At 27.9% G+C, this 26,180-nt stretch carries 19 protein-coding genes and 1 pseudogene; 4 read left to right on the forward strand and 16 right to left on the reverse strand.

The genetic code is table 11. The features are described 5' to 3' along the window. Positions 1-76 precede the first annotated feature (76 nt). Positions 77-541 carry a GreA/GreB family elongation factor gene (locus Q1J60_RS04485; protein WP_300259023.1) on the forward strand — a complete coding sequence of 155 codons (465 nt, stop codon included), beginning with the start codon at positions 77-79 and terminating at the stop codon, positions 539-541. 154 nt (positions 542-695) lie between these two features. Next, positions 696-2,441, forward strand: a complete 1,746-nt coding sequence (locus tag Q1J60_RS04490; RefSeq protein WP_300259025.1) for a DUF4091 domain-containing protein — start codon at positions 696-698, stop codon at positions 2,439-2,441. A gap of 191 nt (positions 2,442-2,632) precedes the next feature. Here the strand turns inward: Q1J60_RS04490 and Q1J60_RS04495 are convergent, their stop codons facing one another. The 9 genes from Q1J60_RS04495 to Q1J60_RS04535 form a co-directional block, all read right to left on the reverse strand. Further along, positions 2,633-3,391, reverse strand: a complete 759-nt coding sequence (locus tag Q1J60_RS04495; protein ID WP_300259028.1) for an ATP-binding cassette domain-containing protein — start codon at positions 3,389-3,391, stop codon at positions 2,633-2,635. Between the two features lie 12 nt (positions 3,392-3,403). After that, positions 3,404-4,954 carry an ABC transporter permease/substrate-binding protein gene (locus Q1J60_RS04500; RefSeq protein WP_498038023.1) on the reverse strand — a complete coding sequence of 517 codons (1,551 nt, stop codon included), beginning with the start codon at positions 4,952-4,954 and terminating at the stop codon, positions 3,404-3,406. 281 nt (positions 4,955-5,235) lie between these two features. Continuing rightward, positions 5,236-9,303, reverse strand: coding sequence for a glycoside hydrolase family 2 TIM barrel-domain containing protein (locus Q1J60_RS04505; protein WP_300259034.1), 4,068 nt, complete (start codon positions 9,301-9,303; stop codon positions 5,236-5,238). A gap of 364 nt (positions 9,304-9,667) precedes the next feature. After that, positions 9,668-10,855 (reverse strand): flagellin lysine-N-methylase, encoded by a 1,188-nt coding sequence (gene fliB, locus Q1J60_RS04510; RefSeq protein WP_300259036.1) that lies wholly within the window; start codon positions 10,853-10,855, stop codon positions 9,668-9,670. Positions 10,856-10,892: 37 nt separating this feature from the next. Beyond that, a complete protein-coding gene (locus tag Q1J60_RS04515; protein ID WP_300259039.1) occupies positions 10,893-11,855 on the reverse strand; it encodes a tRNA dihydrouridine synthase in 963 nt (320 codons plus the stop codon). Positions 11,856-11,984: 129 nt separating this feature from the next. Beyond that, positions 11,985-12,278: an MFS transporter gene (locus tag Q1J60_RS04520; RefSeq protein WP_423249106.1), complete on the reverse strand. Its 294-nt coding sequence runs from the start codon at positions 12,276-12,278 to the stop codon at positions 11,985-11,987. Positions 12,279-12,581: 303 nt separating this feature from the next. After that, entirely contained in the window at positions 12,582-12,923 is a 342-nt protein-coding gene (locus Q1J60_RS04525) for a PqqD family peptide modification chaperone (RefSeq protein ID WP_300259042.1), read from the reverse strand. An 11-nt stretch (positions 12,924-12,934) separates the two neighbouring features. Further along, positions 12,935-14,851 carry an OPT family oligopeptide transporter gene (locus Q1J60_RS04530; protein ID WP_300259044.1) on the reverse strand — a complete coding sequence of 639 codons (1,917 nt, stop codon included), beginning with the start codon at positions 14,849-14,851 and terminating at the stop codon, positions 12,935-12,937. A gap of 491 nt (positions 14,852-15,342) precedes the next feature. Continuing rightward, a complete protein-coding gene (locus tag Q1J60_RS04535; RefSeq protein ID WP_300259047.1) occupies positions 15,343-16,440 on the reverse strand; it encodes a S41 family peptidase in 1,098 nt (365 codons plus the stop codon). Between the two features lie 160 nt (positions 16,441-16,600). Between Q1J60_RS04535 and Q1J60_RS04540 the strand changes: the two genes are divergently transcribed. After that, positions 16,601-17,053, forward strand: coding sequence for a DUF1097 domain-containing protein (locus Q1J60_RS04540; protein WP_300259050.1), 453 nt, complete (start codon positions 16,601-16,603; stop codon positions 17,051-17,053). 151 nt (positions 17,054-17,204) lie between these two features. Here the strand turns inward: Q1J60_RS04540 and bilR are convergent, their stop codons facing one another. Genes bilR through Q1J60_RS04555 form a run of 3 tightly spaced genes read right to left on the reverse strand, consistent with a single transcriptional unit; the run spans position 17,205 to position 21,293 of the window. Next, positions 17,205-19,127, reverse strand: a complete 1,923-nt coding sequence (gene bilR, locus Q1J60_RS04545) for a bilirubin reductase, long form (RefSeq protein WP_300259053.1) — start codon at positions 19,125-19,127, stop codon at positions 17,205-17,207. A gap of 15 nt (positions 19,128-19,142) precedes the next feature. Next, the gene (locus Q1J60_RS04550) at positions 19,143-19,904 is read right to left on the reverse strand and encodes an alpha/beta hydrolase (protein WP_300259055.1); all 762 of its coding nucleotides are present in this window, start codon (positions 19,902-19,904) and stop codon (positions 19,143-19,145) included. 27 nt (positions 19,905-19,931) lie between these two features. Continuing rightward, entirely contained in the window at positions 19,932-21,293 is a 1,362-nt protein-coding gene (locus tag Q1J60_RS04555) for an MFS transporter (RefSeq protein WP_300259058.1), read from the reverse strand. Positions 21,294-21,457: 164 nt separating this feature from the next. Between Q1J60_RS04555 and Q1J60_RS04560 the strand changes: the two genes are divergently transcribed. Continuing rightward, the gene (locus tag Q1J60_RS04560; RefSeq protein WP_300259061.1) at positions 21,458-22,291 is read left to right on the forward strand and encodes a helix-turn-helix transcriptional regulator; all 834 of its coding nucleotides are present in this window, start codon (positions 21,458-21,460) and stop codon (positions 22,289-22,291) included. Positions 22,292-22,396: 105 nt separating this feature from the next. Here Q1J60_RS04560 and Q1J60_RS04565 read toward each other — a convergent pair whose 3' ends face one another. From Q1J60_RS04565 to Q1J60_RS04585, 4 genes and pseudogenes are all read right to left on the reverse strand, one after another. Further along, a complete protein-coding gene (locus Q1J60_RS04565) occupies positions 22,397-23,704 on the reverse strand; it encodes a TRAP transporter large permease (protein ID WP_300259064.1) in 1,308 nt (435 codons plus the stop codon). An 18-nt stretch (positions 23,705-23,722) separates the two neighbouring features. Further along, a complete protein-coding gene (locus tag Q1J60_RS04570) occupies positions 23,723-24,241 on the reverse strand; it encodes a TRAP transporter small permease (protein ID WP_300259067.1) in 519 nt (172 codons plus the stop codon). 22 nt (positions 24,242-24,263) lie between these two features. Further along, positions 24,264-25,270, reverse strand: a pseudogene (locus tag Q1J60_RS04580) (TRAP transporter substrate-binding protein). A 672-nt stretch (positions 25,271-25,942) separates the two neighbouring features. Further along, positions 25,943-26,180: IS3 family transposase (locus tag Q1J60_RS04585; protein WP_300259075.1), on the reverse strand; the 238-nt coding region annotated here is incomplete at its 5' end.

The raw sequence follows: 26,180 nt of genomic DNA on the forward strand, positions 1-26,180 counted from the left end.
TACTTAATATCTTTAAAATTTATATAAATGTTGTATAATGATAAAATAAAGTATTTCATTTAAAGGAGTTTTTAAGATGAATAATTATTTGACAGAGGAAAATGTTAGAAAATTAAGAGAAGAATTAGACTATAGAATGTCTGTTGTTAGAGCAAAGATTGCAAAAGAGAAACTTGAGGCAGCAGCCCATGGTGATAGATCAGAAAACGCTGAGTATAAAGAAGCTTGTAGAAACTATAGAGAGAACGATAATAGAATACAATATCTTTTAACTATGATTTCAACAGCAATAATAGTTGATGAAGAAAATAATGATAAATCTACACTAGGTCTTAATAGCAAGGCTAGAATAAAATTTGTTGAAGATGATGATGAAGATGTTGTTACTTTAGTTACAACTATGGATTTAGATTTAGAAAACATGTGTATAAGTATAGAATCTGATTTAGGAAAAGCCCTAATGGGTAAAAAGATTGGAGATGTAATAGAAGTTGAAGCTCCTGGTGGAAACTATACTGTAGAAGTATTAGAAATATTATAATAGACTAACTTAAAGTGGATAATTTTATTTGTCCACTTTTTTTCTTCTTTACCTAATCTTTTAACAATATACTTTTTAAATGTTCTATTTTTAAAAGTTTTATCTTACAATATATTTATTACTAAAATTTTGAAAAAGGAGAAATAATTATTTCATGAAAAAAAATACCAATCTAGGTGCTTCTATTGGCTCTACAGACTTTCATTACCTCCAAAAAGATTATGATGAAATAAAGAAATTAAATTTAAACTCATGGAGTTATGTAGCTTGGATAGGAGATGAACTTAATTCTAAAATTGTTTTATGGACTGAATCCTCTTGTGTTAGTAATATTTCAATTTCTTCAAGTGACTTTACAAATGAAAATGAAGATTTAATCCCTTCAAATAATCTTAAAATTTCTTGGCTTAAAGAAACATTAGCAAATATAGGCCGTAGTAATCCTTCTTCCCCAGTTGAATTATTCCCAGATATAATTCATAAATCTGACTCAATAGATTTAGAAGAAAATAAAGTAAAATCTGCTTGGATTAATATAAAAATTCCTAGATATGCAAAGCCTGGAATTTATACTGGTTCTATTAAAGTTACTGCTGATGAATTAGAAAAGCCTTATATTTTTGATTATTCCTTTGAGATTTTAAACTTAATGCAACCTCTTCCAAAGGAAACAAATACTCAAATTGAATTTTGGCAACATCCTTATACCACAGCAAGATATTATGGTGTAGCAAAAGAAGATTTATTTACAGAAAATCATTTCAAATATTTAAAAGATAGTCTTGAAGAATACAGAGATATGGGAGGACGTGGTGTTATAGCTAATATAGTTAATGAAGCTTGGAACCATCAATCTTATGATAGTGACCCTTCCATGATTAAGTGGATTAAAAACTCTCATGACACCTTTGAATTTGAATATAATGACTTTGATAAGTGGATTCAATTTAATGTAGATTTAAAAATTCTAGATCCTGAAAATGACTTTGGACAAATAAAGTGTTATAGTATTGTTCCTTGGGATAATAGAATTCAATACTTTAATGAAACTACAAATAGAAATGAGTCAATAAATCCTAATCCTGGTAGTGAACTTTGGATAAGTATATGGACACAGTTTTTAACTTCATTTATGTCTCATCTTGAAGAAAAGGGTTGGTTTAATATAACTTATATTTCAATGGATGAAAGAAGTATGTATGATTTAAAAGCTTCCGTTGATTTAATTGAAAGTATAAAAAATGAGTCTGGAGAGCATTTTAAAATCTCTTCTGCTATGAATTATGAAAATGGAAATGACTACTCTTTCTTAGATAGAATAGATGATATATCAATTGGATTATCCCATATAAATCATAATTCTGATCATATGAAAAATATGGCTATTCATAGACAAAACCTTAAATTATTAACTACAATATACACTTGTACTGGAGATTATCCAAATAGTTTTACTATAAGTGATACCTCAGAAAGTGCTTGGACTATGTGGTACTCACTATGCCAAAATACCAATGGCTTTTTACGTTGGTCATGGGATGGTTGGGTTAACAATCCTTTAGAAAATATATCTTATAAATACTGGGAACCTGGAGATCCTTTTCTTATCTATCCAGCAGAAAAGGATAGCACAACTAATACTTTCTACTCTACTCCTAGACTAGAGAGATTAAAAGAAGGTATAAGAGATATAAATAAGGCTAAATATCTTATGGAAAATGCTCCAGACTTAAAGGATGATATAGATTTTTTAGTTAAGTCCCTAAAAAGACCTAATAAAGGTGAAAATGGATATGGCTGTGCAGTAGCAGCTTCTAAAGAAGATAGAGATTTAACTATTTCAGAAGTAAATAGAATGAAAAAGGCCATAACCAACTTTGCAAGAGAATTTATTTCATAAAAATAGGAAAATATTATAATTTTAAAATAGTAACTAAATATAGTAATAGTAACTTTTTTATTAAAGACTCTATTACCTTAAGTACATCAAAATAAAATTTAATACAAAAAGACCTTACTATTTATAAAGATAAAAATAAGGTCTTTTTTATTTACTTTAGCTAATGATTAGATTCTACTTATAATTAATTTCTATTTACTTTCAAACATATCATGAAACTTCTTTTCTCTTGAAACTAACTTTTCCACAAATTCAGTTTTAGGGTTATTTAAAATCTCTTTAGGCTTTCCATATTGTTCAATTTTCCCCTCATTCATGACAAGAGTCTTTGTCCCAAGTTTAATAGCTTCTGAAATATCATGTGTCACAAAAATAATTGTTATTCCTGTCTGTTTATGAATTCTAGCTATTTCTTCTTGTAATTGAAATCTTGTAATTTCATCTACTGCTCCAAATGGTTCATCCATTAGAAGTATGTCTGGTGATGTTGATAAAGCCCTTGCAATTCCTACTCTTTGTTGTTGCCCTCCTGAAAGTTCATCTGGATATCTATTTAAAAGTTCCTCACCTAGACCTACAATATCCATCCATTTTTTAACTGAATTCTTAATTTTCTCTTTATCATTTTTATTTAATAGATTTGGAACATATGCAATATTTTTTTCTATTGTCATATGAGGGAATAGAACACTTCCCTGTATTGAATATCCTATATTTCTGCGAAGAGATATTATATCTTCATCTTCAATATTCTTATTACGAACTAATATTATTCCTTCATCTGGTTTTATAAGTCCATTTATCATTTTTAAAATCGTTGTTTTTCCACACCCCGAACTTCCAACTACAGTTAAGAATTCTCCCTTTTCAATATCCAGATTAAAGTTTTCTATAACTGTATTTTCTCCGTAAGCTTTTTTTATATTTTGAAATCTAATAATTGTGCTCATTTTATATTCCTCCTATTTAAGAATTCCTGTTTCTATTAAGAATTCATGAGCAACGACTTCAGCATCAACACCCTCTGTCTCCACTCTATAATTTAAATATGCCATCTTTTCATCATTCAAAATTCCTTCTAGTTTTTTAAAAACATTATTTAATTCTGGGTAATTTTCTAAAATTTCATTTCTTACTACCATAGCTCCCATAGCTGAAGAAAAGAACTTTTTATCATCTTCTAAAACTACTACATCTGCAACAGCAAGCTGTCCATCTGTAGTGAATATATCCATAACATCAACTTTTTCTTCATTCATAGCTTGATATTTTAACCCTATGTCTAAATCAATGGTTTCTTTAAAATTAAACCCATAAGTTGAACAAAACGCATCATATCCATCAGGTCTTTCATAGAAATCATATTCAGCACCAAAAACTAGTTTATCTGATATCTTTGCAAGATCTGAATAGGTTTTAAGATTATACTTTTCTGCTATATCCTTCCTCACAGCTAATCCAAAAGTATCATTAAATCCAAAGACTCCTGTCCATTTAAAATTATATTTTTCTTTATATTCTTTCTTTAAATCTTCATACATAGTTTCATCATAAAATCCTTCATGCTTTAAAACCATATTCCATCCAGTTGATGTGTATTCTGGATACATATCAAATTCTCCACTTTCCATACCAGGCATAATATTAGATGTACCACCTCCAACTCCTTGAGTTAATTTAACTTGTAAATCAGTATCTTCCTCTATTACTTCTTTTAACATAGATCCAATTATATACTGCTCTGTCATAGGTTTTGTAGCAACATTTAATGTACTTACCCTTCCCCCATTTGTAATCATTTTTCCAAATATTAAAGTGCAAATTATAATTATTAAACTTACAACTATTCTCTTTTTCCTTTCTTCATTTTTTCCATTCCTAGTCCATAATCTTTCTATTCTACTAAGAATAAAATCTACTATTATAGCTAATAAAGCTATAAGTAAACTTCCTGCTAAAGTCATAGAAGAGTTATTTGTTGTTATTCCTCTATAAATAGCAACCCCCAATCCTCCTGCTCCTATAAAAGAAGCTATACCAGCAAGAGCAATAGTCATAGTAGCCATATTTCTTATTCCTGACATAATAACTGGCATTGCAAGAGGAATCTTTATTTTATACAAAATTTGAAATTTAGTGCTTCCCATTCCCTCTGCTGCCTCTAAAATTCTACTATCAATATTACAAATTCCTGTATGTGTATTTCTTACCATTGGCAAAAGAGCATATATGGTTAATGCTATAATTGCAGTAGTATTACCTATACCTGATAAAGGAATTAAAAATCCTAATAATGATATTGATGGAATAGTATAAACAAAATTTACAATTGCAAGAACCAGTTTAGAACTTTTTTTATACTCACTAATTAAAATACCTAACACTAATCCAATAATACAAGCTATGATAATAGCAATTAAGGAAATTTGTAAATGCTCAAGCAAAAGCCCCTCAAAAAACTCCTTTTTTTCTACTAATTGAATAATTATATCCCTAACCACCCTTATATTCATCCTCCTTTATATTTTTAAACATAAGTACTTTTTACTATTTTATAGTTAAAATTTGATATTTATTACTTTAATATCCTTACTACTTATATATAAATCTTTTATAATAATTAAAAACTTTACTAAAAATTCTAAAATCAATATAAAATTCAGCTTTCTAAAGCTAACATATTATCATTTTTTATATAATCTCTATATTAAAAAAAATCATAATAAAAAGGAGCCTTATAAAAATAAATTTTTGATAAAGCCCTTTTTATAAAAATTATTTTTTATTTAAAAGATTATTCTCCTAAAATCTTATCCATAACTATTTGTATATCAGATTTATCTACTATACCATCCTTATTTATATCAGATTTTTCGCTTAAAGCATTTTCTGATATAACCTCTCCTTGATATTTAGATACTATTGATAAATCTCCTACATTTATAGAACCATCTTCATTAACATCTGCTGAACCTTCTGATTCTTTTAATAAATAATTTACAGTATAGATGTTTTTAGAACCTGACTCTGAGCGAGCAATAACTATTGATTTATTATTATGAACTGGTAATATAGTTACAGCTACATTTTCTTCTTCTGAAGCTTCTACAGTTTTAGGTAACTCTTTTAAATTAACTGTGTATTCATTAGTATCAGGATTAAATCCTTCTAAGACTTTTCCATCTAATTTTATTTCAGATAATTTATTACCTTCATTAGCACTTATTTTTGGTACATACTCATATACCGCAACCTCTGATAATCCAATACACTTACCAACTTCAGGTTGTTGCATATAAACACGAATACTGTCAGTATTTATTACTTTATCTAAGAAATAAGTTGTTTCTCCAGCAAGATATGATACCTCTGTTGTATTTGAGTGAGAAACCACCTCATATTCACCAGCTTCGTTTTTATAACTTATTTCAACTTTCTTAGGAATTCTTCCATAAATATTATCAGTAAATAACCATAAATCTAATCTATCTATATCATATTTGTTTTTCCAGTCTAATTGAACATATGCTCCTTTAGGTTGACCACTTACAGTTAAACCTCTTTCATTCCAGTTTGTCCAACGTTCTCCTGTATCTGTACCATTATTAGTTATCCCATTATTAATAGAATTTAAATTGTCAGCTTGAGAAACACAACTTTGGCTTAAAGCAGGAACATCTTTATTAGAAGAATTATTTATAGCTAAGTTAGACGCAGCTTTTAAAGGCTCAACTACACGTACTTTTGAAGTAACAATATATTTTTTGCCTAATAAAGATACTTCACCTAAAACTTCAACTGTTTTATTAGGTTCTGAGAAATCTACACCCTCTAATTTCCAATCCACTTTAAACTCTTCACTTTCATTTCCATCAGCTAAATATCCTTTAACAGTCTTAGGAAGTGTAGGAATTTGTCCAGCATAAGTAAATGTTGAGTAATTTTCCATTGAAACCACATCACCAATTACATGAATATTTACATTTACAGCCACATCTGTTCCTTCTAATTTACCATTTATCTTAAATACTTGTGGAGTATTTAATTGTGATTCATCATATTCATTCCATGAAATATTAAAAGTTTCAGTTGTTCCATCACTATATCTTCCTTCTACTTTGCTTGGTAACTCTGGCTTTTCATTTAATTTAACATAGTAATCTTTAACTATTTCATAAGATTCTAAGAACTTATCTTCTCCAGCGTTGTTTACAGTATTAATTTCTATAGATTGAGATTCTAATCCCTCACCTGAAACATTTAATGTCATATTTCCAGCATCCTTAGTTGATTGAACTATTACTAAGGCCTTACCACTTAATGCTTTTCTAGAAGCTTCTGTATTACTTTTAGGTCTATAAGACTCTATATCTGTTTGATCTCCATTATCAACTCCTACAATCTTTCCATTGCCTTCTAAATTAAAATTTAATCTATTCTCTGCATTTTGAACTATATTTCCATCTTTATCTACAATGTCTACAGTAATATAAGATAAATCATATCCATCTGAATCAATATTATCTTTATCTGCACTTAATCTTACAGTAGAAGCCTTACCTGTTGTTTTTACTGTATTTCTTCCCTCTGTATTTATTATTTCATTTCCCTCTTTGTCATATGCTTTAGCAGTTAATGTACCTTCTTTATAAGGAACATTAAACACTGGATATAAAGAATCATTTTCAAAAGTATAATATTTATATCCTGCATCAGTTTTATGCTCAGTTGAAGTTTGCTCTCCAATCTTTTTATCATTTAAATATAATTCAACCTTGTGAGCATCAGTAAATACATTTACTTCAACATTTCCATTTTCTATAACTATATCTTCTCTGTTCCATGTTGGAAGTACATGTAATGTATTTACGTCATCATTCCATTGACTTTGATATAAATAATATATATCCTTTTCAAATCCAGCAGTATCAACTATACCAAAGTAACTTGATTTTGGAGATGCTCCCTTTCCTCCACCAACTGTTCCTGTACCAGTACCATTCCAAGGAGTAGGCTCTCCTATATAGTCAAATCCTGTCCAAACAAATTCTCCAGCATTATAATCATTTTTTATTACAAACTTCCAAGCATCACTAGCTGAATGTCCCCAACCAACTTTTGTTTGATTGTTATCATATTCTGAAATACTATGATTACTGTAATTTATTCCCTTTGTTTTATAATATCCTCTAGTATGAACTGCACTACTAGTTTCAGATGAATATAGTGTCCAATCTGGATGGTTTGCTCTTTGCTCTGCAAATTGTCCTTCATTTGCATAGTTAAATCCAACTAATCCACCATTGTCATCAACCACTTCTGAAATAGCCTCTGCTGTTTTATCTCCATTTTTAGTTCTATTATCACCTATAGTAACATGTCTTGTTTCATCCTCATCCTTAATCCATGAAATTATATTTTGAGCTACATTAGTATAGTTAGATGCACTTCCACTAATTCCTTCTAATACCTCATTACCTATTGACCACATTATTATAGATGGATTATTCTTAGAATTTTTAACCATAGATCTAGCTTCAAACTCTCCCCATGTCATCTCTGAAGAACCATTTAAAATTCCATTATCTTCTCCTATTGTTTCATTAAAATACTTAGAAAAGTCATTTACATTTCCGTTCTTTGGATTTATCCATGTATCAAAGGCTTCGTTAATAACCAACAATCCTAAACGATTACAAATTTCTAACAACATTTCACTAGCTGGATTATGAGAAATACGGATTGCATTTACGCCCATCTCCTTCATCTTCTCCATTTGACGCTCTACTGCACGATAATAAGAAGCTGAGCCTAAAGCTCCTTGGTCATGGTGCATACAAACTCCTTTTAACTTCATATTTTCTCCATTTAAAGAGAATCCAGTATCCTTGTCAAAATTATAATATCTAAATCCAAAATCAGTAAAATAAGTATCTATAACTTTTCCATCTAATAATACTTCACTTTTTACTTTGTACATATTTGGATTATTAACTGACCATAAATCAGGATTATTTACAATAGCAGTTTGCTTAAAAGTATAACTTTCATTAACTCCTATATTCTGTTCATTTATTACTGCTTCACTAACTTCTTCTCCCTTAGAATTTACTACTGTGCTCTTTACAGTAACATTAGAATCATTTCTGGATTCGTTTTCAACAATAGTCTCAATAGCTACATCTACATTTTCCTCTTTTTGTTCTTCAAGCTTAGGGATAGTAACCGTTGTTCCTGAATTAGCAACATGAATAGAGTCTGTTACACTTAAAGTTACATCACGATAAATTCCACTACCTGAATACCATCTACTAGTTGGTATAGGGTTAGATACCTTAACAGCAATTATATTTTCACTTTGTCCATCACATACTAAAGCTTCAGTAATATCAAAGGCAAAAGAAGTATATCCATAATTATGTTCACCAACTTTTTTACCATTCACATATACCTCAGCATTCATATATACACCATCAAAGTTTAATGTAAAATCTTTACCATTATACTTTTTTGGAACTACAAAGGCTTTACGATACCATCCAGTTCCTCCCAATAAGAATCCACTTTCTGCTTCTCCTTGTACAGTAAAATCTCCTTCAATACTCCAATCATGAGGTAAGTTTAATCCTCTCCATGAAGAATCATCAAATTCTACTCTTTCAGCACCAGAAGGATCTCCCTTAAAAAACTTCCAGTTTTGATTGAATATTGTTGATCTTTCTCCATCTTTTATGAAGCCAACATTTACTGTTTCAGATTCAGAAATTTGTCTTGTTTCAGCCATTACTAAGGTAGGTGATAAGGTTAAAGCAAATGCAATTGCCGCTCCTAAAGCTGTCCCACTTTTGTTAAATGATTGCATATTAATTTTCCCCCTTTATTAAATCCACATATTTTTTTACTTTAATTTACTTATATGTATAATAATAACATCAAGTAAATTAATGGTAAAGTTATAAAAACTTTTTAACGCATGAAAAATATTTTGTTATTACAAATATAATTAATTATATTTTCAAGATATTATTTATTATTGATAAAAAAATCATGCTATACTCTATAATAAAAATAGATATAAACGAACTTCTTTATTTAAAATAATAAAAAAAGAACGTGTATCAAAATACAATAATAAAATTTATTTTCATACACATCCTCTATAGCAAACTTTTATTCTATACTATATTCTAATAAATCTTCTAATTTAAGTACAAATAAAGCTTAATTTAAAATAGGGTTATAAAACATAAATATCCCATTTCTAAGATTGGATCTTCAAATCCATCACTTAAGAATTCTAAAACTGCTTCTGTATTATTTCCAATAACTCTTGAAAAAGCAACAATATAATCTTTTACTTTTTCACTCTGTATTTTTTCACCATTTATACAATAATTTAAAAAAACAGAATATCTTACTAATAAATACTCTAATATAATTAGCTGAAAAGAAAGTATAATATCTTCTATATCATCACTAATACAATTACTATAAATCTTAGATGTAATACATTTTTCAAGGAGTTTATTAAATTCTTTAAACTCCTCTTTATATTCCTTCCAAACATCACTTAAAAATTCTATATTAGCACTTTCTGAAAAGTTTGATATCTCTTCTAATATACATTTTAAATTTGAAACTTTTCTATAATTCTCCACCATATCTAAAAACAAAGAATTTATTTCTGGTAGTGAATCAACTATATTTAAATCTATTTCATTATAAACATATGCTACTTCTTTTCTATATTCATTATCTCTATACTTTTCTAGTTCTTCTAATAAGCTTTCTTTACTAGTATAAATTTCATCTTCTAAGATATTTAAAAGCATATCAAAGCCTATTAAAAGTCGTTCATCTAAAGAAAATTTCTCTTCACTTACTATGTCTATTAAAGCCTCTCTTATTTTAAGTTCCAATAAATCTTCCCCTTGATTTATATTTTCACTTTTAAATTTTAATAACTCCTCTTTATTATTCCTACATTCAGGCTCCATAAGTATTTTCAATTTCATTTTATCTAACATTTCTATAACCTCTGGACATGCACATGATAAAGATAACTCTCTCTTATATCCAAAGTTATTATTTATCCTAGGAAATGAATGACATGTTTTTGATAAATATCCTTCTCCATGACTTTTAACTATATTACACAATCCCTCTCCATCTAAAAATGGACATTTTTCAGAGATTTCTTTATTTATAAAATACTCTTTCTTACCATTGCACTCCTTAGTTTTGACCCCATTTAAAAGATATGTAGAATCCTTTTTATCTTTTTTCCATTTTTCATAGGTATTATTGTCTATATCAATATCCCATCCTTCACAGCAAGTGAATTTACACTTATTTGCTATACATTTAAAATCATTGTATCCTGAAATTTTTAACACATTTATTTCTTTACTCATTATAATTTATCTCCAGTAAGAACCTTTCTTCTATTTATTATTTATTTTCAAATAATCCAGCTCCCTTAATTATATCCTGTTCTGCAAAAAGACTTGTAACAGCTTGGTTATAATCAACTACCTTCTGAGCTTTCTTTATTTTCTTAGCATATTTTTTATTATTGGAGAACATATAAATCATATATCCCCATAGCTCCTTCATTCTAAACATTGCATTTCTATCTTCATTAAATACTTCTCTGTACTTACTAAATACTTCATCATGAAACTCTTTTAATACCTTTTTATCCATAAACTCATTGTTCAAAATTTCATTCATTAAAGCAGGATTAGCTAAAACGCCTCTTCCTAACATTATTTTATCTACTTCTTTAAATGTTTCAACCAATTTATTATGATCTTCTACAGTAAAAATATCTCCATTATAACAGATTGGATTCTTACTTAAAGAAATTGCATCTTTAAAAACCTCTAAATTAGGTTTATTCCCATAAAAATCTTGTCTTGTTCTAGGATGAATAATAAGCTCCTCCATAGGATACTTATTATAGATTTCAATAAGCTCATAAAATTCCTCTGATTTATTCATTCCTAATCTAGTCTTTATTGAAAGTTTCATATCATCTATTTTAAATATTTCTTCTAAAAACTTATCAAGGTCTTCCCTATGAGCTAAAAATCCTGATCCTCTTTTCTTACCAACAACTGTTCCTGAAGGACATCCTAGATTTAAATTTATTTCATTATACCCTAACTTCTTAAGCTTCATAGCTGTTTTAATAAACCCTTCCGAATCATTAGTAAGTATTTGTGGAACTAAGTTTATTCCTTCGTTATTTTCTGGCAAAACATCTCTTAATTCTTTAGTTTTAAGACTTTTACTACTATTTGGAACAACAAAAGGGGCAAAATATTTATCAATACCTCCAAAAAACTTTTCATAAGAATTTCTATATATAAATCCAGTAATCCCTTCCATTGGTGCTAAATAATACTTCATTTGTTTACTCCTTTTTTTAAAGATTCTAGAAAATATTATATCAACCTTTTTTCCTATTATCTACTTACAATATAAAACTATTTCTTCATTGAAATTAAAATATTTAAAACTAAAAAGCCGTACACTAATTTAAGTATACGGCTTAAAAATTAAAACAACAGAATTGACTAAAGTACCAATTAAAATCCACGGTCTAAATTTTCCCCATCTAGTCCTTGTATTATCAACTATTAATCCAATTATAGAATCATTAATAGCATCCCAAATCCTAGCAACAAAAAATAATCCTCCTAAAAATCCAACTGCAACTCCTAATACATCTGTAAAATAAAACATTAAATAAATATAAACTATAGCATATACAGCATCTTTACCTATTGCTCCTATTCCAAAGGAATACTTTTCTTTAATTGAAAGATTCATTTTATCCACTCCTATATATTATCTTTTTTAATATTGTTTTACTATTTTTAAATTTTTTAATCAAATGTTTTCACCATATTTAAATCACCTTTTTTACCATTTTTACTTAAAACTTACTTTTTAATCTAAAATAAAGAATATAAAAAGTAATTATATTCTTTTGTAATAGTCTTAGTATCTAACTTTAGTTAAATTTATCTCTTAAAGAATCAATAAAATCAATACTCAATTAAAATATATCCTAAAATAAAAAATAACCTACGAAAATCTATAAAAAGATTTTCGTAGGTTATAAAATAAAGTCTATTCTACTTTTTCAATATAATTACAATTTAAATATATGTGGTTTAGAAAAACTAATAATCTTTCATAAAGTGGATGTACTTTTTCACCAAACCTAACCTCTAAGACCTCACCAATATCTTTAACGGTATTAGCTCCATTGATTTGCAAAAATACTTCACTACTATATTCATCCAAAGTAGTTTTTTTATACATTGGAATCTTAAACTTCAGCTTTCTAAAAAATCTTTGAATCTTATGATCTTGTTTTTCTAAAATAGTAACTATTCTATTTTCATCTACTTCATATTCAAGATTATCACAAATTTTAAATCGCATATTTAAAAGCTCGTCATTATCCATTACATTTCACCTTAATTTTTCACCTTAGACTTCATAATAGGCAATGTAGTTGATAAAACTAAAAGAATAAGCACTATTATTGCCATTCCATTGCTAGCTACAAAGCCAGTTGGTGTTCCAGGTGTTATTATTCCTGTTACTTGTAGAACTATTCCTATTAATCCCACAATAGATCCTCCAGCAACAAGACCAGAAGATAAACTTATTCCATTAGAAACCTTAACTTCTTTTTCATGATCACTCTTGCTCATCTTTTCAATAAATACACGTATTAATGCACCTACTAAAATTATAGAAGTTGTTGATATAGGTAAATAGAATCCTATTGCAACAGTCATTATTGGTAAATCTACTAAATATAAGAATATAGCCATAACTATTCCAACTATTATCATAGGCCAAGGTAAATTTCCTTCCATTATACCTGAAGTTAATGTTGACATTAAGTTAGCTTGTGGTAATGCGAAAGGTGCATCTGCTCCAGTAATTGCTAATTGACTAGAAAGTACTAATATTGTTCCAGTAACAACAATAACACCAACTATACTTGCAATCATGAAAGAATTTTGCATTTCTTTTTTGCTACCACCAATTATATATGTTACTTTTTGAGATTGGCTATATCCACCAGCTACAGAAATTGCAACAACCATGAATGTAGCAAATAAAAGTAATGTCTTATTATCAGCTTTTCCAGTCCATCCCATTATAACAAATACTAGTGTTAATATTACTAATGAAGCTATTGTCATACCTGATACTGGAAGATTTGATGTTCCTATTGTACCAGTTAAACGTCCTGCAACTATTACGAATAATAATGATAATATTAATGAAACAATAGCACCTGCTATAGCCATTCCAATACTATTAGAAATGAAGAATCCTGTAACAAAAGCTACTACAGCTCCTGCTAAAAGTATTATTATAGCTCCGCTATTTTTTTCAGCATTTTCTTCATTAACAGGACTTGCTTTTAATGTTTCTTTTATAGAAACTATTATAGTTGGTATAAGTTTAATAGCACCTATAATACCTCCACAAAGCATCATTCCCGCTCCTATATACTTAACATAACTTCCTGATATTGCATTTACGTCCATTTGATGAATTAAAATTGAAGCATCATTCCATGAATGAACACTTTTCTCTGCCATATCACTGAAATATCCTATTAATGGAGCTACACCAAAGTTAGCTAGTATAGATCCTGCAAACATAGTAATTGATACTTCTAATCCAACTATAAAGCCAATACCAAGTAAAAGTGGGTTTACTTCAGTAGAAAACTTCCACTTGTAAAATTTGCTTCCTAAATAAGTAACAGTATTATTTATTACATTAAAAAATGATCCTGTTAAAACATTTATAATACCACTTATAACAAATCCAATCCCCATAAATTTAATTGAGTCTTCGCTTCCTTCAGAAGCAACAAGTGTCTCAGATATTGCCATTGACTCAGGATACATAAGTTTCCCGTGTTCTTCAATTATTAAGTAATTATAAACTAATGATAAGCATCCTATACCAAATAGAACTCCTCCTATTCCTACAGCTACACCCTCTAAAAAAGTAAACTTACTTCCTATTAGTATAATTGCTGGCAATACAAAAATCATACCACTTGCTATAGATTCTCCTCCACTTGCCATACCTTGAGTTATATTTTTTCCAAGAATACCTTTACTACGTGCAAATATTCCTACAAAAACTGATCCTATGATAGCACCTGGTATACCAGCAGCAACAGTTAATCCTGACTTCATACCTGAATAAGCAGTAGAAGCAGCAAAAATAATAGCTAATATTATACCTATTATTAATACAGGCAGATTAACTCCATTTTTTGATTTACCAGTAAAATAAGGAACATAATCCTTACCACTTACACCACCATAAGCTTCCTTAGGTAATTTCTTTTTCATAAACCTAATATCTCCTTTCGTTTATTTATATCAATAGATATATTAACTCTATTGATATATTATCTAGTTATATTTTCTATAAAATGCACAAAGATTATACTATATCCACATAAAACAAAAGTTATAATGCTATTTAAACTAATCATTACGCATATTATATCTAAATTTTTACTTAAAAGACAATCTTAATAGGAAAGTTGTCAGTTAAGTTAATTACTTATTTAGTAATTTTATTATTACTATATTTTTAAAATATTTTTAAAATTCTCTAAATACCTAAAGAAAACTTTCTCTATAATAAGTATTTTATTGTTTAAATCAATTAATACTTTACTTAAATTTATCTCTAAGAATTAGATTTTTTTATCATTTTATAATAATACCATTTTAACAAAAAAAAATCCATGATAACTCTCTCATTTATATAAAAATTTTACATTTATTATTAATAAATAATATTTAAATTCTTAAACTTTAACATTTTTAATAAACTATATATTTATATAATCTTCTATTGACTCTAAAATAACTTCATCTGGATAAAGTGCCATGACTGAATCATCCTCAATAAGTTTATAAAATCTTGTAGAATAAGTAATTACAAGCCTACTATTTGGAAGAGTAATTCTTAAAATTTCTCCATAACAATTAGGCTTTCCTCCACTAGGCTCTCCTATTATTTTTGAATTAGTACTACTTTTAAATGTATAAGCATTTAAAAGTGCTGAAGAAAATGTTTCTCTTCCTATTATAATTTTTAGACTCTCCTTTTTATTTATCTTTTCATTGCTCTTTAAATAATCTATTAATGGAGTAAAAAGTGTTGAATCTCCTCCTAAATTATTTCTTAAATCTACAGTTACCTTTTCTATATTTTCTTTTTCAATTAAGTATATTATATTTTCAATCTTTTTCTCTATTTTTTCTTCTCCATACTCCCTACAGCTATTATACTTTATGTATAACTCCTCACCCTCTAAAATTTGAAACCAAAGATTTTCAGAATCATTTTTAGCATATATGGGAAGTCTTTCATTTGTATAAACTAAATCTTCAAAAAAACATGTTAAAACCTCATATTCTCCGTCGTCTAATGTTATTTTTATTTTCTCCATGTTATCAATTATTAAAAGTCCATATAAAACTTCTGCTATTTGCATATATTTCATACTTTGAGCCTTAAAGAAATACTCATTTTCAAAGGAAATAATATTAGAAAGATCATCTAATACATCTTCTATCTTAATATCCTCAATGGCTAACACCTTTTTAAATAACATGTTTTCATACTCTTTACAGGTATTTATAATATATATCCCATCATTAAAAAAATAAAACTTTAATGGAATAAACTTTTTAGCAGGAAATATAAGTGAAGTATGAGCATCCTTAAGAGAAGCCACAATTTTTGATATTTCCACCTTCATTTCCTCATAATCTAATTCATTCACCATGTTTTTTAAATTATCTATCTTTTCATCAAAACGTTCTTCCTCTGTGTAAGCAAATAGATTTTTATGTTTTTTCTTAAGCTCTTCTTTTAAATACTCAATGTCCTCTACCCATTTTTTCTTCCATGTATTCTCCATAAGATCTCCTTTATAGAATATTTTTTAATTTAACTTTTAGTCTGTTGTAAACTATTTATATTTTAGCACATTAATAAGTTGATTAAAGGTTTACTTTTAGATAAAATATTATGGTACGATTAAAAAGTTTATAAGATACTAATGAGGAGGATATTTTTCTATGGACGTACTTGTATATGTAGCTATTAGTGTTGGTGTACTATCTGGAGTTTGGGCATGGATGGCAGCAGTATTTGGAATGGTAAGTTGGACTGGCTTTGTTGGTTGGACTAGTTATTATTCTTCAGGTGGAATGGCTAAAGGACTTTTTAGATCACTTTGCTCAAATGCAACAGGAATTATTTACGCTTTACTTATTATAAAAGGATCATCCATTTTCCCAAATGAATACTGGTCTTATTTTTTAACAGCCTTCTTCTCTTTTGTAATGGTAATACAAGCTAAGTTAAAAAAATTCGAATTCATATCTGGAGCATTTTGTGGATGCTTCTCAACTTTTGGATTAAACGGAAACTGGCAAGCTGTTGTACCAGCGTTACTTTGTGGAAACGTATTAGGATATATATCACAAAAGATAGGAATCTACTGTCATAAAGTATTTAGTAAAAATTAAAGAATATTCTACAAAAATTAATAGAGAAAATTTAATAAATTCTATTCAATTTATTAAATTTTCTCCTTCTAATATACCTTCTCTCAATAGTTCAATATTCTACTCTATTATAATCCTTAATTTTAAGATTTTTTTATTATATATATCTATTTTATATTTCATTAGCAGCATCATAAGCAGTTTTAATTGCATTTTCTATATCAGATGCTCTTTCTTTACAATCACCTATTTTAACAACTTTAATATTATTTTCTAAAAATTTGCTAGTCTCAAAGCTATTAGATTTAGCACCAACTGCCATAACCACATAATCACAAGGTATTTTAATTTCTTTATTATCATTTTCACAAATTATATAGTTTTTATCTATTTTATTTACTTTATGATTAGTATAAATTTCAACATTATTTTCAGAGAAATTTTCCATTAAAGTTGGAAGTATTGTATTGCTTTCTCCCTTAGCTATATTATTATCCATCTCAACTATAGAAACTTTGTTCCCCTCTTGAAGGCATAGATATTCCGCCACTTCACAGCCTACCATACCTCCTCCAATTACAATAATATTACCAAATACTTGTTGTTCACCACTTAATATTTTCCAAGAATCACATACTATTTGTTTATCATACCCATCTATGTGTGGTATAACATTACTTGCTCCTACTGCAACTAACACAACATCTGGATTTAAAGGTAATATATCTTCTTGAGTTACTTTTTTTCCAAGTCTTAAATCTACATTTTGAGAAACTACAGAATGTGTTAAAAATCTTATAGCTCTACGGATTTCATTTTTTCTAGGAGGAATACAAGCTAAATTTAATTGACCTCCTAAGGATGTACTCTCTTCAAACAAAGTAACATCATGACCTTTTAAACTTGCTACACGAGAAGCTTCAAGTCCTGCTGGTCCTCCTCCTACTATAACAACTTTTTTCTTAGTTTCAGCTTTATTAATATTTCTAGTTCCTTCATATCCATTTTCAGCATTTAAAATACAACTTAAGAACTTACGATTCTGAATATTATCTGTACATCCTTTATTACAGCATATACATTCACGTATATCTTCTTGCTTATTTTCCATCACTTTATTAACCCAATCAGCATCTGCAAGTAAAACTCTACCAAGTCCAATTATATCTACTTTGTTAGATTCTAAAATACTTTCAGCCATTTTAGGATTAAATATCCTTCCAACTGTACTAACTGGAATATTTACTACTTTTTTTATTTGAGCAGCAATATCAACAAAGAATCCATAAGGTTGTACACCCATTGGTGGTATAGTATCTGCCATATTTCCAGTATGATTTGCTTGAGCTACATGAAACATATCAACTCCAGCTTCCTCTAACCACTTTGCAAAAATTGGAGCTTCCTCTAAGTTAACTCCACCCTTCCCTCTCTCAGGTGTAACAACAGAAAATTTATAATCAATAGGCATATTAGGAACTGCTTTTTTTAGTGCTCTTACAAACTCTAAAGCAAATCTAGTTCTATTTTCTAAAGTACCACCATATTTGTCAGTTCTTTTATTTAATATAGTGCTACATAACGAACCTACTAATCTGTCTCCATGTATTTGAATCATATCAACTCCAGCTTTTTCAGCACGAATTGCACAATTACACATTTTATTTATAATCTCTTTTAAACCTTCTTCACTAACCTCATTAACAAAATGTTGCATATCATGATGCAATTTTTCTCTTACTCTATTAATATCTCCACTAGCAAACATTTTATTTATAGTGTCACAGTCATACTCAGGATGAAATATTTGAATTGAAACTTTAGCTCCATGTTTATGAATTGAATCAGCTAAATTTTTAAATCCTCCAATTTGTCTATCATCAAACAATTTGGGTGTAGGAGAAAAACTATTAATTGGAGCAACATCACCAATTACTATGTATCCAACTCCTCCTTTTGCTAGTCTTTCATAAAAGTCAATACATTGTTGAGTTATACTACCATCTTTACCTTCATATCCAGTAGTTAATGGTGGAAACATAACCCTGTTTTTCAATGTTATATTTCCCACATTAATTTGTTCTAAAAGTTTCATATTTATCACCTCAAATTATTTATTGTTAATTGATTTACAAAAATCGATTATTGCCTTTTCACACTCATCTTTAGCTTTTATGTTTGCAAAATTATGATCACCAGTTTCAATTTGTACATATTTTGATTTATTACTGTCATAGCACTCTAAGTAAGTCTTACAAATTTTATCATTAACTAATTTATCTTCAGTCCCTCTTATAATTATTACATCATTTTCATATCCTTTAGCACTAGAAAATGGCTCATAGTTATATAAATCATAATTAAAGTCAATATTAAATTTTAATCCCTCCATATCAAAATACTGAATTGATCTATTTTTCAAATCATCAGAGCGTTCTTTACATCCATACCACATTCCTCCCCCTGGACTCATTAAAATTAATCCAGTTGGTTTTAGTTTTGGTGCAACACATGCTGCTATATATCCACCCATGCTATGACCTGATAAAATGATTTTATCAGAAGTTGTTATATTAGAATCAATTAACCAATTATACATATCAATAGCATCTTCTATAAGGCCTGTAAAAGTCATCTCTTCAAATTCTCCATCACTTTCACCACAACCATAAAAATCAAATCTAGCACAACCAAATTCATTCTCTTCAAGAACTCTTGATAAATGAGTATGTGCATACTTATATCCTGATTTATTTCCTGTAAATCCATGAAGATTTAATACTATAATAGGATTTTCTATGTTATCAGGAAGAGTTAGAACTCCCCTTAATACTTTATTATTTCTATTATTTATTTCTATTAATTTAACCATTAGCTTCCTCCTAATAATTGATATATTTTAAACTGTTGTTTTTTCTCTTTTAATTAATAACTCTTCTAACATTTCTTCAGTCTTTTTCTTAGTTAAAGGATATATGAAAAATAAAGATAAAATTGCTATTACATATCCTAATGAGTAAATACCTGTGTAAGATTTCCAAAGATTTGAAATAACTTCTGGAGTTTGAATTGTAGCATTTACGTTATATCCTATAAAAGCAAGTATAAAACTGCTTAAGCTTGCACTTAAAGCTGCAGCAATCTTTCTAAAAAATGAATATGTTGAATAAACTATACTTTCATTACGAGTTCCTGTTTGTAACTCTTGATAATCTATTGAATCGTTTACCATAGCCCAAATTAGTATCTGAAATCCAGAAGCACCTATATAACAAATACCATTGATTACTATAAACATTATTGGATTATTTATTGGGAAAAAGAATAAAACTCCATATACTATTGCAGCAAATCCAGCACCATACATACACCATTCTTTTTTCCCAAATTTATTAGCAACAAATTTAGTTCCAATAAATGTGATTATAGCATAAAATGTACTTAACATACCTAATACAGACATAAGCTTTACATTTCCAAAATAATCTTTAAATAAATAAGTATTTAATCCATTAACTACACTAGCTGCTATCATACCAACTAAACTAGAAATTATCACACCCAATAAAGCTCTATTTTTTGATATATTTTTTAAAACTTGGAAATAATTAATTTTTTCTCTTTCTACATCAGGTATTTCAACACGCTCTTTACACCATACACATGCAACTTGAATACAAAAAACACTTATACAAGCACAAATAATAGCTAATAGTAAAAAGTTTGAAGCAACAGGTTGATTATCTTTATATAAAAATAATGGTCCAACAATAACTATTACAGTCATGAAAATAGTTCCACCTAAACTTCTATATCTTGATAAATCTGTACGATGATTTGTATCATCTGTCATAACACTAGATAATGATCCAAAAGGAACGTTTACACAAGTATACATAGATTCATATAAAACATAAGTTATTAAAACATAAGCTAATTTAAAACCATAATTCCAATTGGAAACGTTTAAAAAACCAATACACATCAATATTGCACATGGTATTGAAAATGCGCGCATCCAAGGTATAAATTTTTTACCTGCCTTTGCTTTACGAGAATCTATAATAGCTCCTATTATAGGATCATTAATAGCATCCCAAACTTTCGTTATTAAAAGTATTGTCCCTACATGGATAGGATTAATCTTTAGAACTAATGTATAAAATACAGTTAAAAACATAGCTCTAAATTGTTCTGTGCAGCAACACCCTAAATCCCCTAGTGTGTACCCAATTTTGTCTTTCATTGAAAAATCTCTCATATACCTCTCTCCCCCCATAATAAATAAATATTAAATTATTAGTTAAAATAATAACATAATGTTTATTTGTGTATTATTATCTCATATTATAAAATGTAATTATATGCAAAAATTGATATATTAGTGACAAAAATTGATATATTAAACATATAAGGAGTATTTTTATGTCTAAAAAAACATATTGTTTTATGTATGACCTTAAATTAAATAAAGGAAAAAGAAAAATAATAAAATCAGATAAATATTATAAAATATTATTTATCTTTTCAGGAAGATGTCATATTAAATTTAATGATAAAACAAATAAATGTGGTACAGATAGTATTATTTTAATACGTCCTAATAATAACATTGAAATAGAGTTAAAAGCTTATGATTCTCTTGTAATATATGAATTAGAAGTTACAGAAAAGGTATTAAATGCTTTATCAGATGAAGAAGTTGATTTAGCTGAATGTTTTAATACTGTGCCTTTTGAATGTGCAATAATAGATGCCAATGCAGAAACTACTATGTTAATAAAAAATATATTAAAAAAGCTTATTTACATGAAACAAGAAACTTATAAATTTGCTGATAATCTATATATTAAAAGTATGCTAACAATAGTCTTAATTCTAACATTAAGATCATGTATAAATGCGGAAGCAAAACAAAAAATTAAAAGAAACAAACAATTTTTAATTGATGATATTTTCATGTATATAAATAATAATATTACAGAGGAAATTTCTCTTGATAATCTTGAAAAAAAATTTTATGTTAGTAAATTTCATATATCAAGAGAATTTAAAAAAGCTACTGGCTTAACATTACACCGTTATATAGTAAAAGCCAAATTAGATTTTTGTAAAAAACTTATAGAAGAAGGAAAACCAATAGTAGATGTTGCACATATTTGCGGATTAGGAAGTTACAATAATTTATTTCGTACTTTTAAAAAGGAATTTGGGATTACTCCAAAAGAATACTATAATCAAATAAAAAAACATAAATAAAATTGCTATTATGGCAACAAAAATAAAGAAGGCGTGTATAAAAAATATAAAAAACTTTTTTGATACATGCCTTTAAACCCCTACTAACTAGAGTAAAATTTTTAATTATATCATTCCCATAAGTTTAGGTATAAATAAACTTATCTCTGGTATAAATGTTACTAACATAAGCACTACTAATATTCCTCCATAGAATGGGAGTAAGTATTTTATTACTTCTTCTATACTAGTTTTACCTACTTTACACCCAATGAATAGAGTATTACCAACTGGTGGTGTAATATTACCTATACATAAATTAAATATAAGCATTATACCAAACTGTACCGAATTCATACCAAAGTTTTTAGCTATCGGTAAGAATATAGGTGTAAATATTAATATAGCTGGTGTTAAATCCATAAATGTTCCTACTATTAATAATACTAAATTCATTATTAATAGTATTACAATTGGATTTGAAGATATTCCTAATAATAACTCAGTTATAGCACTTGGTATATTTGTAAATGCCATAACCCAAGACATTATTGATGATACTCCTATTAAGAAAATTATTATTCCTGTCATTTCTACTGTTTCTAATAATATTCTTGGTATATCTTTTATCTTTATAGATTTATAAAAGAAAAATGATAATATAAATGAATATACAACAGCAACTGCTGCACCCTCTGTAGCTGTAAATACTCCACCTACTATACCACCTATTATTATAAATATTAATGCTAAACTTGGAAGTGCATCTATAAATATTTTAATAGCTTCTTTAAAAGTTATTGTATATTTAGATGAATACTTATATTTTTTAGCTAATATAAATGCAACTACCATTACAGATAATCCCCACAATATACCAGGTATATAACCTGCCATAAATAAAGCTGCTACTGATGTACCACCACTTACTAGTGAATATATTATAAGTGAATTACTTGGAGGTATTAATAATCCAGTTGGTGCAGAAGCTATATTAACCGCTGCACTATAATTTTTATCATATCCTTCTGCTTCTTGAAGAGGCGCCATTGTACCACCTATTGCTGCAGCTGCTGCAACAGAAGATCCACTTACAGCTCCAAATAACATATTCCCAACTACATTAGTATGTGCTAATGATCCCGGTAATTTACCACTTAAAACCTTAGCAAAGTTTACTAACCTTAAAGCTATACCACCACTATTCATTATAGTACCAGCTAGTACAAAAAATGGTATTGCAAGTAATGAAAAACTACTTATACCAGTAAATATTCTTTGCGCTCCAGTTAATACTGCTACATCCCATGATAATGTAGTTAGTATACCAAATATAGATGATATTCCTATAGTTATAGATATTGGTATTCCTAATAAAAGTAATATTGGAAATACAATAGCTATAGCTGTACCTGCTTGAAATGCTAATCCCATAATCTTCTCTCCCTCAGATTAATTATTGTTTATTACTTTAGTTAAATTTACTGAATTTCTTGTTAACCCACTTTTTAAATCAACTAAATTTAAAACATTATATATTATTGTTATTACCCCTGAAAATGGTAAAGCTAAGTATATATATCCCATTGGTATTCCTAATGCAGGTGATATTTGCCCCATTGCTAAGTTGCTTATTTGCGCTCCACCTAAAACTAAAACTAATGCTGAAAATATTAATACTACTATTTCTGTAATTATGCTTAAAATAAACTTAACTTTAGGACTTTTATTATCTAGTTTTTGTCTAAAAAATACCATAGTCATATGATCTCTTTTTCCAAATACATATGCTGATCCAAGTAAAGCCATCCATACAAATGAATATATTAATAAGTCTTCTGATATTGTACTTGGGTTATTTAATAGATAACGAGTAATTATCTGCCAAGTTCCTAAAACTACCATAAATGCTAGTAGTACCATACATATTACTTCTATTATTTTATTTAATACATTTCTTAATTTATTCACCTTACTTCCTCCCTACTAGTATTTATTTACTTTCTTTTTGTGATTTTCTTTGTATATTATCGTATAAAGTTTTTACTTCTAGGTCTTTAGTAATTTCATCATGAAGTGGTAAAACTTTTTCTTTAAATGGTTCTAATTCTGGATAGTAGAATTGAACACCCATTTCTTCTGATTGTTTTTTAGATTCTTCTACTTTTTCTTCCCATGCATCAACTTCAAATTTGTTTATTTTATCAACTGCATCTAATATTACCCTTCTATACTCTTCACTTAAATTATCTAATAACTTAGCGTTCATTATTAATATATCTGGTATCATTGCATGCTGATTGTATGAATAATACTTGGCAACTTCCCATGCTTATTATTAGTTAATGCTAACTCATTATTTTCTGCACCATCTATAACCTTTTGCTGTAATGCTGTATAAACCTCACCAAAGCTCATTGGAGTTGCAGACCCACCTAATAATTCCATCATTCTTATATTAGTTTGACTTTGTTGAACTCTTATCTTTTTACCTTTTAAGTCTTCTGGCTTCATTATTGGTTTATCTGTAGTGTACATATTTCTTGACCCTGCATCAAACCAAGTAAGACCAACAAACCCTGATTCTCTAGTTGACTCATATATATCATTCATTATTTTATCATCATTCATTACAGCATGATAATGCTCTTTACTATCAAATAGATATGGTAAGTTAAACACACTATAAGACTTATTAAAACTTTCTAATAAGCTTATACTTCCAACTGCTATATCAATAGCACCTGTTTGGGTAAGCTCTACAGCTTCACGTTGACCTCCAAGTAATTCATTTGGGTAAACTTGTATATCTATTTTATTATTAGTATTTTTTTCAACAATATTTTCAAATTCTTTAAGTGCTAGATGTATTGGATGTTCCTCACCTTGATTATGAGCAACCCTCATTACTCTTATATCATCACTTTGAGTTTTGCCACAGCCAAATAAAGTTAAACTTATTGTAGCAGTCAAAAAAAGCGCTTTAATCTTTTTATTCATCTATAAATCTCCCCCAGGATTATTTTTCATTTTTTAAGTTATTTGTATTTAAACCTCCTAGATAACGTTTTCAATGATATGATCTATAAATTCTTCCTTTTTTATTTCAAGATATTTGTCTAATTTAAATAATTTCTTACATACACTTAAAATTTTCATTTTACCTTATTTGTTATGATAACCTAAATCATCCACTAGATTATATATTTTATTTCTATGTATAGTCACATTTAAATTATATTTTAATATGATTTATCTTATGTAATTTACACTAACTATAATTTAGGACTATGATAAGAATATATCTATATCATAATATTAATTATAATATTATTTTCTTTTGCTATATCGCCACTAATAGTAAACCTTTTCTCAAGCCTTTTTCTCACCTCCTTATTTTATACTAGTATACTAGCATATCTCTATTATAAATACAATATTTTTCCTAATTCAAAATAAAAATTATTTATTACTTAATTGTAAACTAAAATTGAACCCAAAAAAATCCATAGTTTAATCCTATGTTACTATTTTAAGGGACACAACAAAATAATAAACAAAAGAATCTTCACTATAGATAATAAAAATTTGTTAAAGCAAGCTAATTATGTACAAAAAAAAACTAATAAGCTATATAAAGTGTACCCTTTGTCAAGGACAGTTTAAAAAAGGCTACGCAACCTTAAGAAGATGATTTCTGTAATTAACAGGAGTCATCTTTTTTAAATTCCATTGAGGTCTATAGTTGTTATGATAATCAATATAATCTTCTATTTCTTCTTTTAATTCCTCGAAAGTTTCACAATCTTTAATATATGTTTCATCTTTTAAATGTCCAAAGAAGGATTCTTGCGGGGCATTGTCCCAACAATTACCACGTCTAGACATAGACTGTCCTATTCCATTTTCT

This window comes from Clostridium sp., assembly GCF_029258205.1.
Lineage (GTDB): Bacteria > Bacillota > Clostridia > Clostridiales > Clostridiaceae > Sarcina.

Excerpts from the sequence above, each read along its gene's own strand:
- Q1J60_RS04550 (WP_300259055.1), bottom strand. The coding sequence starts at position 19,904 with ATGGTTAAATTAATAGAAATAAATAATAGAAATAATAAAGTATTAAGG.
- Q1J60_RS04515 (WP_300259039.1), bottom strand. The coding sequence starts at position 11,855 with ATGAAGTATTATTTAGCACCAATGGAAGGGATTACTGGATTTATATAT.
- Q1J60_RS04495 (WP_300259028.1), bottom strand. The coding sequence starts at position 3,391 with ATGAGCACAATTATTAGATTTCAAAATATAAAAAAAGCTTACGGAGAA.
- bilR (WP_300259053.1), bottom strand. The coding sequence starts at position 19,127 with ATGAAACTTTTAGAACAAATTAATGTGGGAAATATAACATTGAAAAAC.
- Q1J60_RS04560 (WP_300259061.1), top strand. The coding sequence starts at position 21,458 with ATGTCTAAAAAAACATATTGTTTTATGTATGACCTTAAATTAAATAAA.
- Q1J60_RS04500 (WP_498038023.1), bottom strand. The coding sequence starts at position 4,954 with ATGAATATAAGGGTGGTTAGGGATATAATTATTCAATTAGTAGAAAAA.
- Q1J60_RS04535 (WP_300259047.1), bottom strand. The coding sequence starts at position 16,440 with ATGGAGAATACATGGAAGAAAAAATGGGTAGAGGACATTGAGTATTTA.
- Q1J60_RS04565 (WP_300259064.1), bottom strand. The coding sequence starts at position 23,704 with ATGGGATTAGCATTTCAAGCAGGTACAGCTATAGCTATTGTATTTCCA.
- Q1J60_RS04485 (WP_300259023.1), top strand. The coding sequence starts at position 77 with ATGAATAATTATTTGACAGAGGAAAATGTTAGAAAATTAAGAGAAGAA.
- fliB (WP_300259036.1), bottom strand. The coding sequence starts at position 10,855 with ATGAGTAAAGAAATAAATGTGTTAAAAATTTCAGGATACAATGATTTT.
- Q1J60_RS04530 (WP_300259044.1), bottom strand. The coding sequence starts at position 14,851 with ATGAAAAAGAAATTACCTAAGGAAGCTTATGGTGGTGTAAGTGGTAAG.
- Q1J60_RS04555 (WP_300259058.1), bottom strand. The coding sequence starts at position 21,293 with ATGAGAGATTTTTCAATGAAAGACAAAATTGGGTACACACTAGGGGAT.
- Q1J60_RS04520 (WP_423249106.1), bottom strand. The coding sequence starts at position 12,278 with ATGAATCTTTCAATTAAAGAAAAGTATTCCTTTGGAATAGGAGCAATA.
- Q1J60_RS04525 (WP_300259042.1), bottom strand. The coding sequence starts at position 12,923 with ATGGATAATGACGAGCTTTTAAATATGCGATTTAAAATTTGTGATAAT.
- Q1J60_RS04490 (WP_300259025.1), top strand. The coding sequence starts at position 696 with ATGAAAAAAAATACCAATCTAGGTGCTTCTATTGGCTCTACAGACTTT.
- Q1J60_RS04540 (WP_300259050.1), top strand. The coding sequence starts at position 16,601 with ATGGACGTACTTGTATATGTAGCTATTAGTGTTGGTGTACTATCTGGA.
- Q1J60_RS04505 (WP_300259034.1), bottom strand. The coding sequence starts at position 9,303 with ATGCAATCATTTAACAAAAGTGGGACAGCTTTAGGAGCGGCAATTGCA.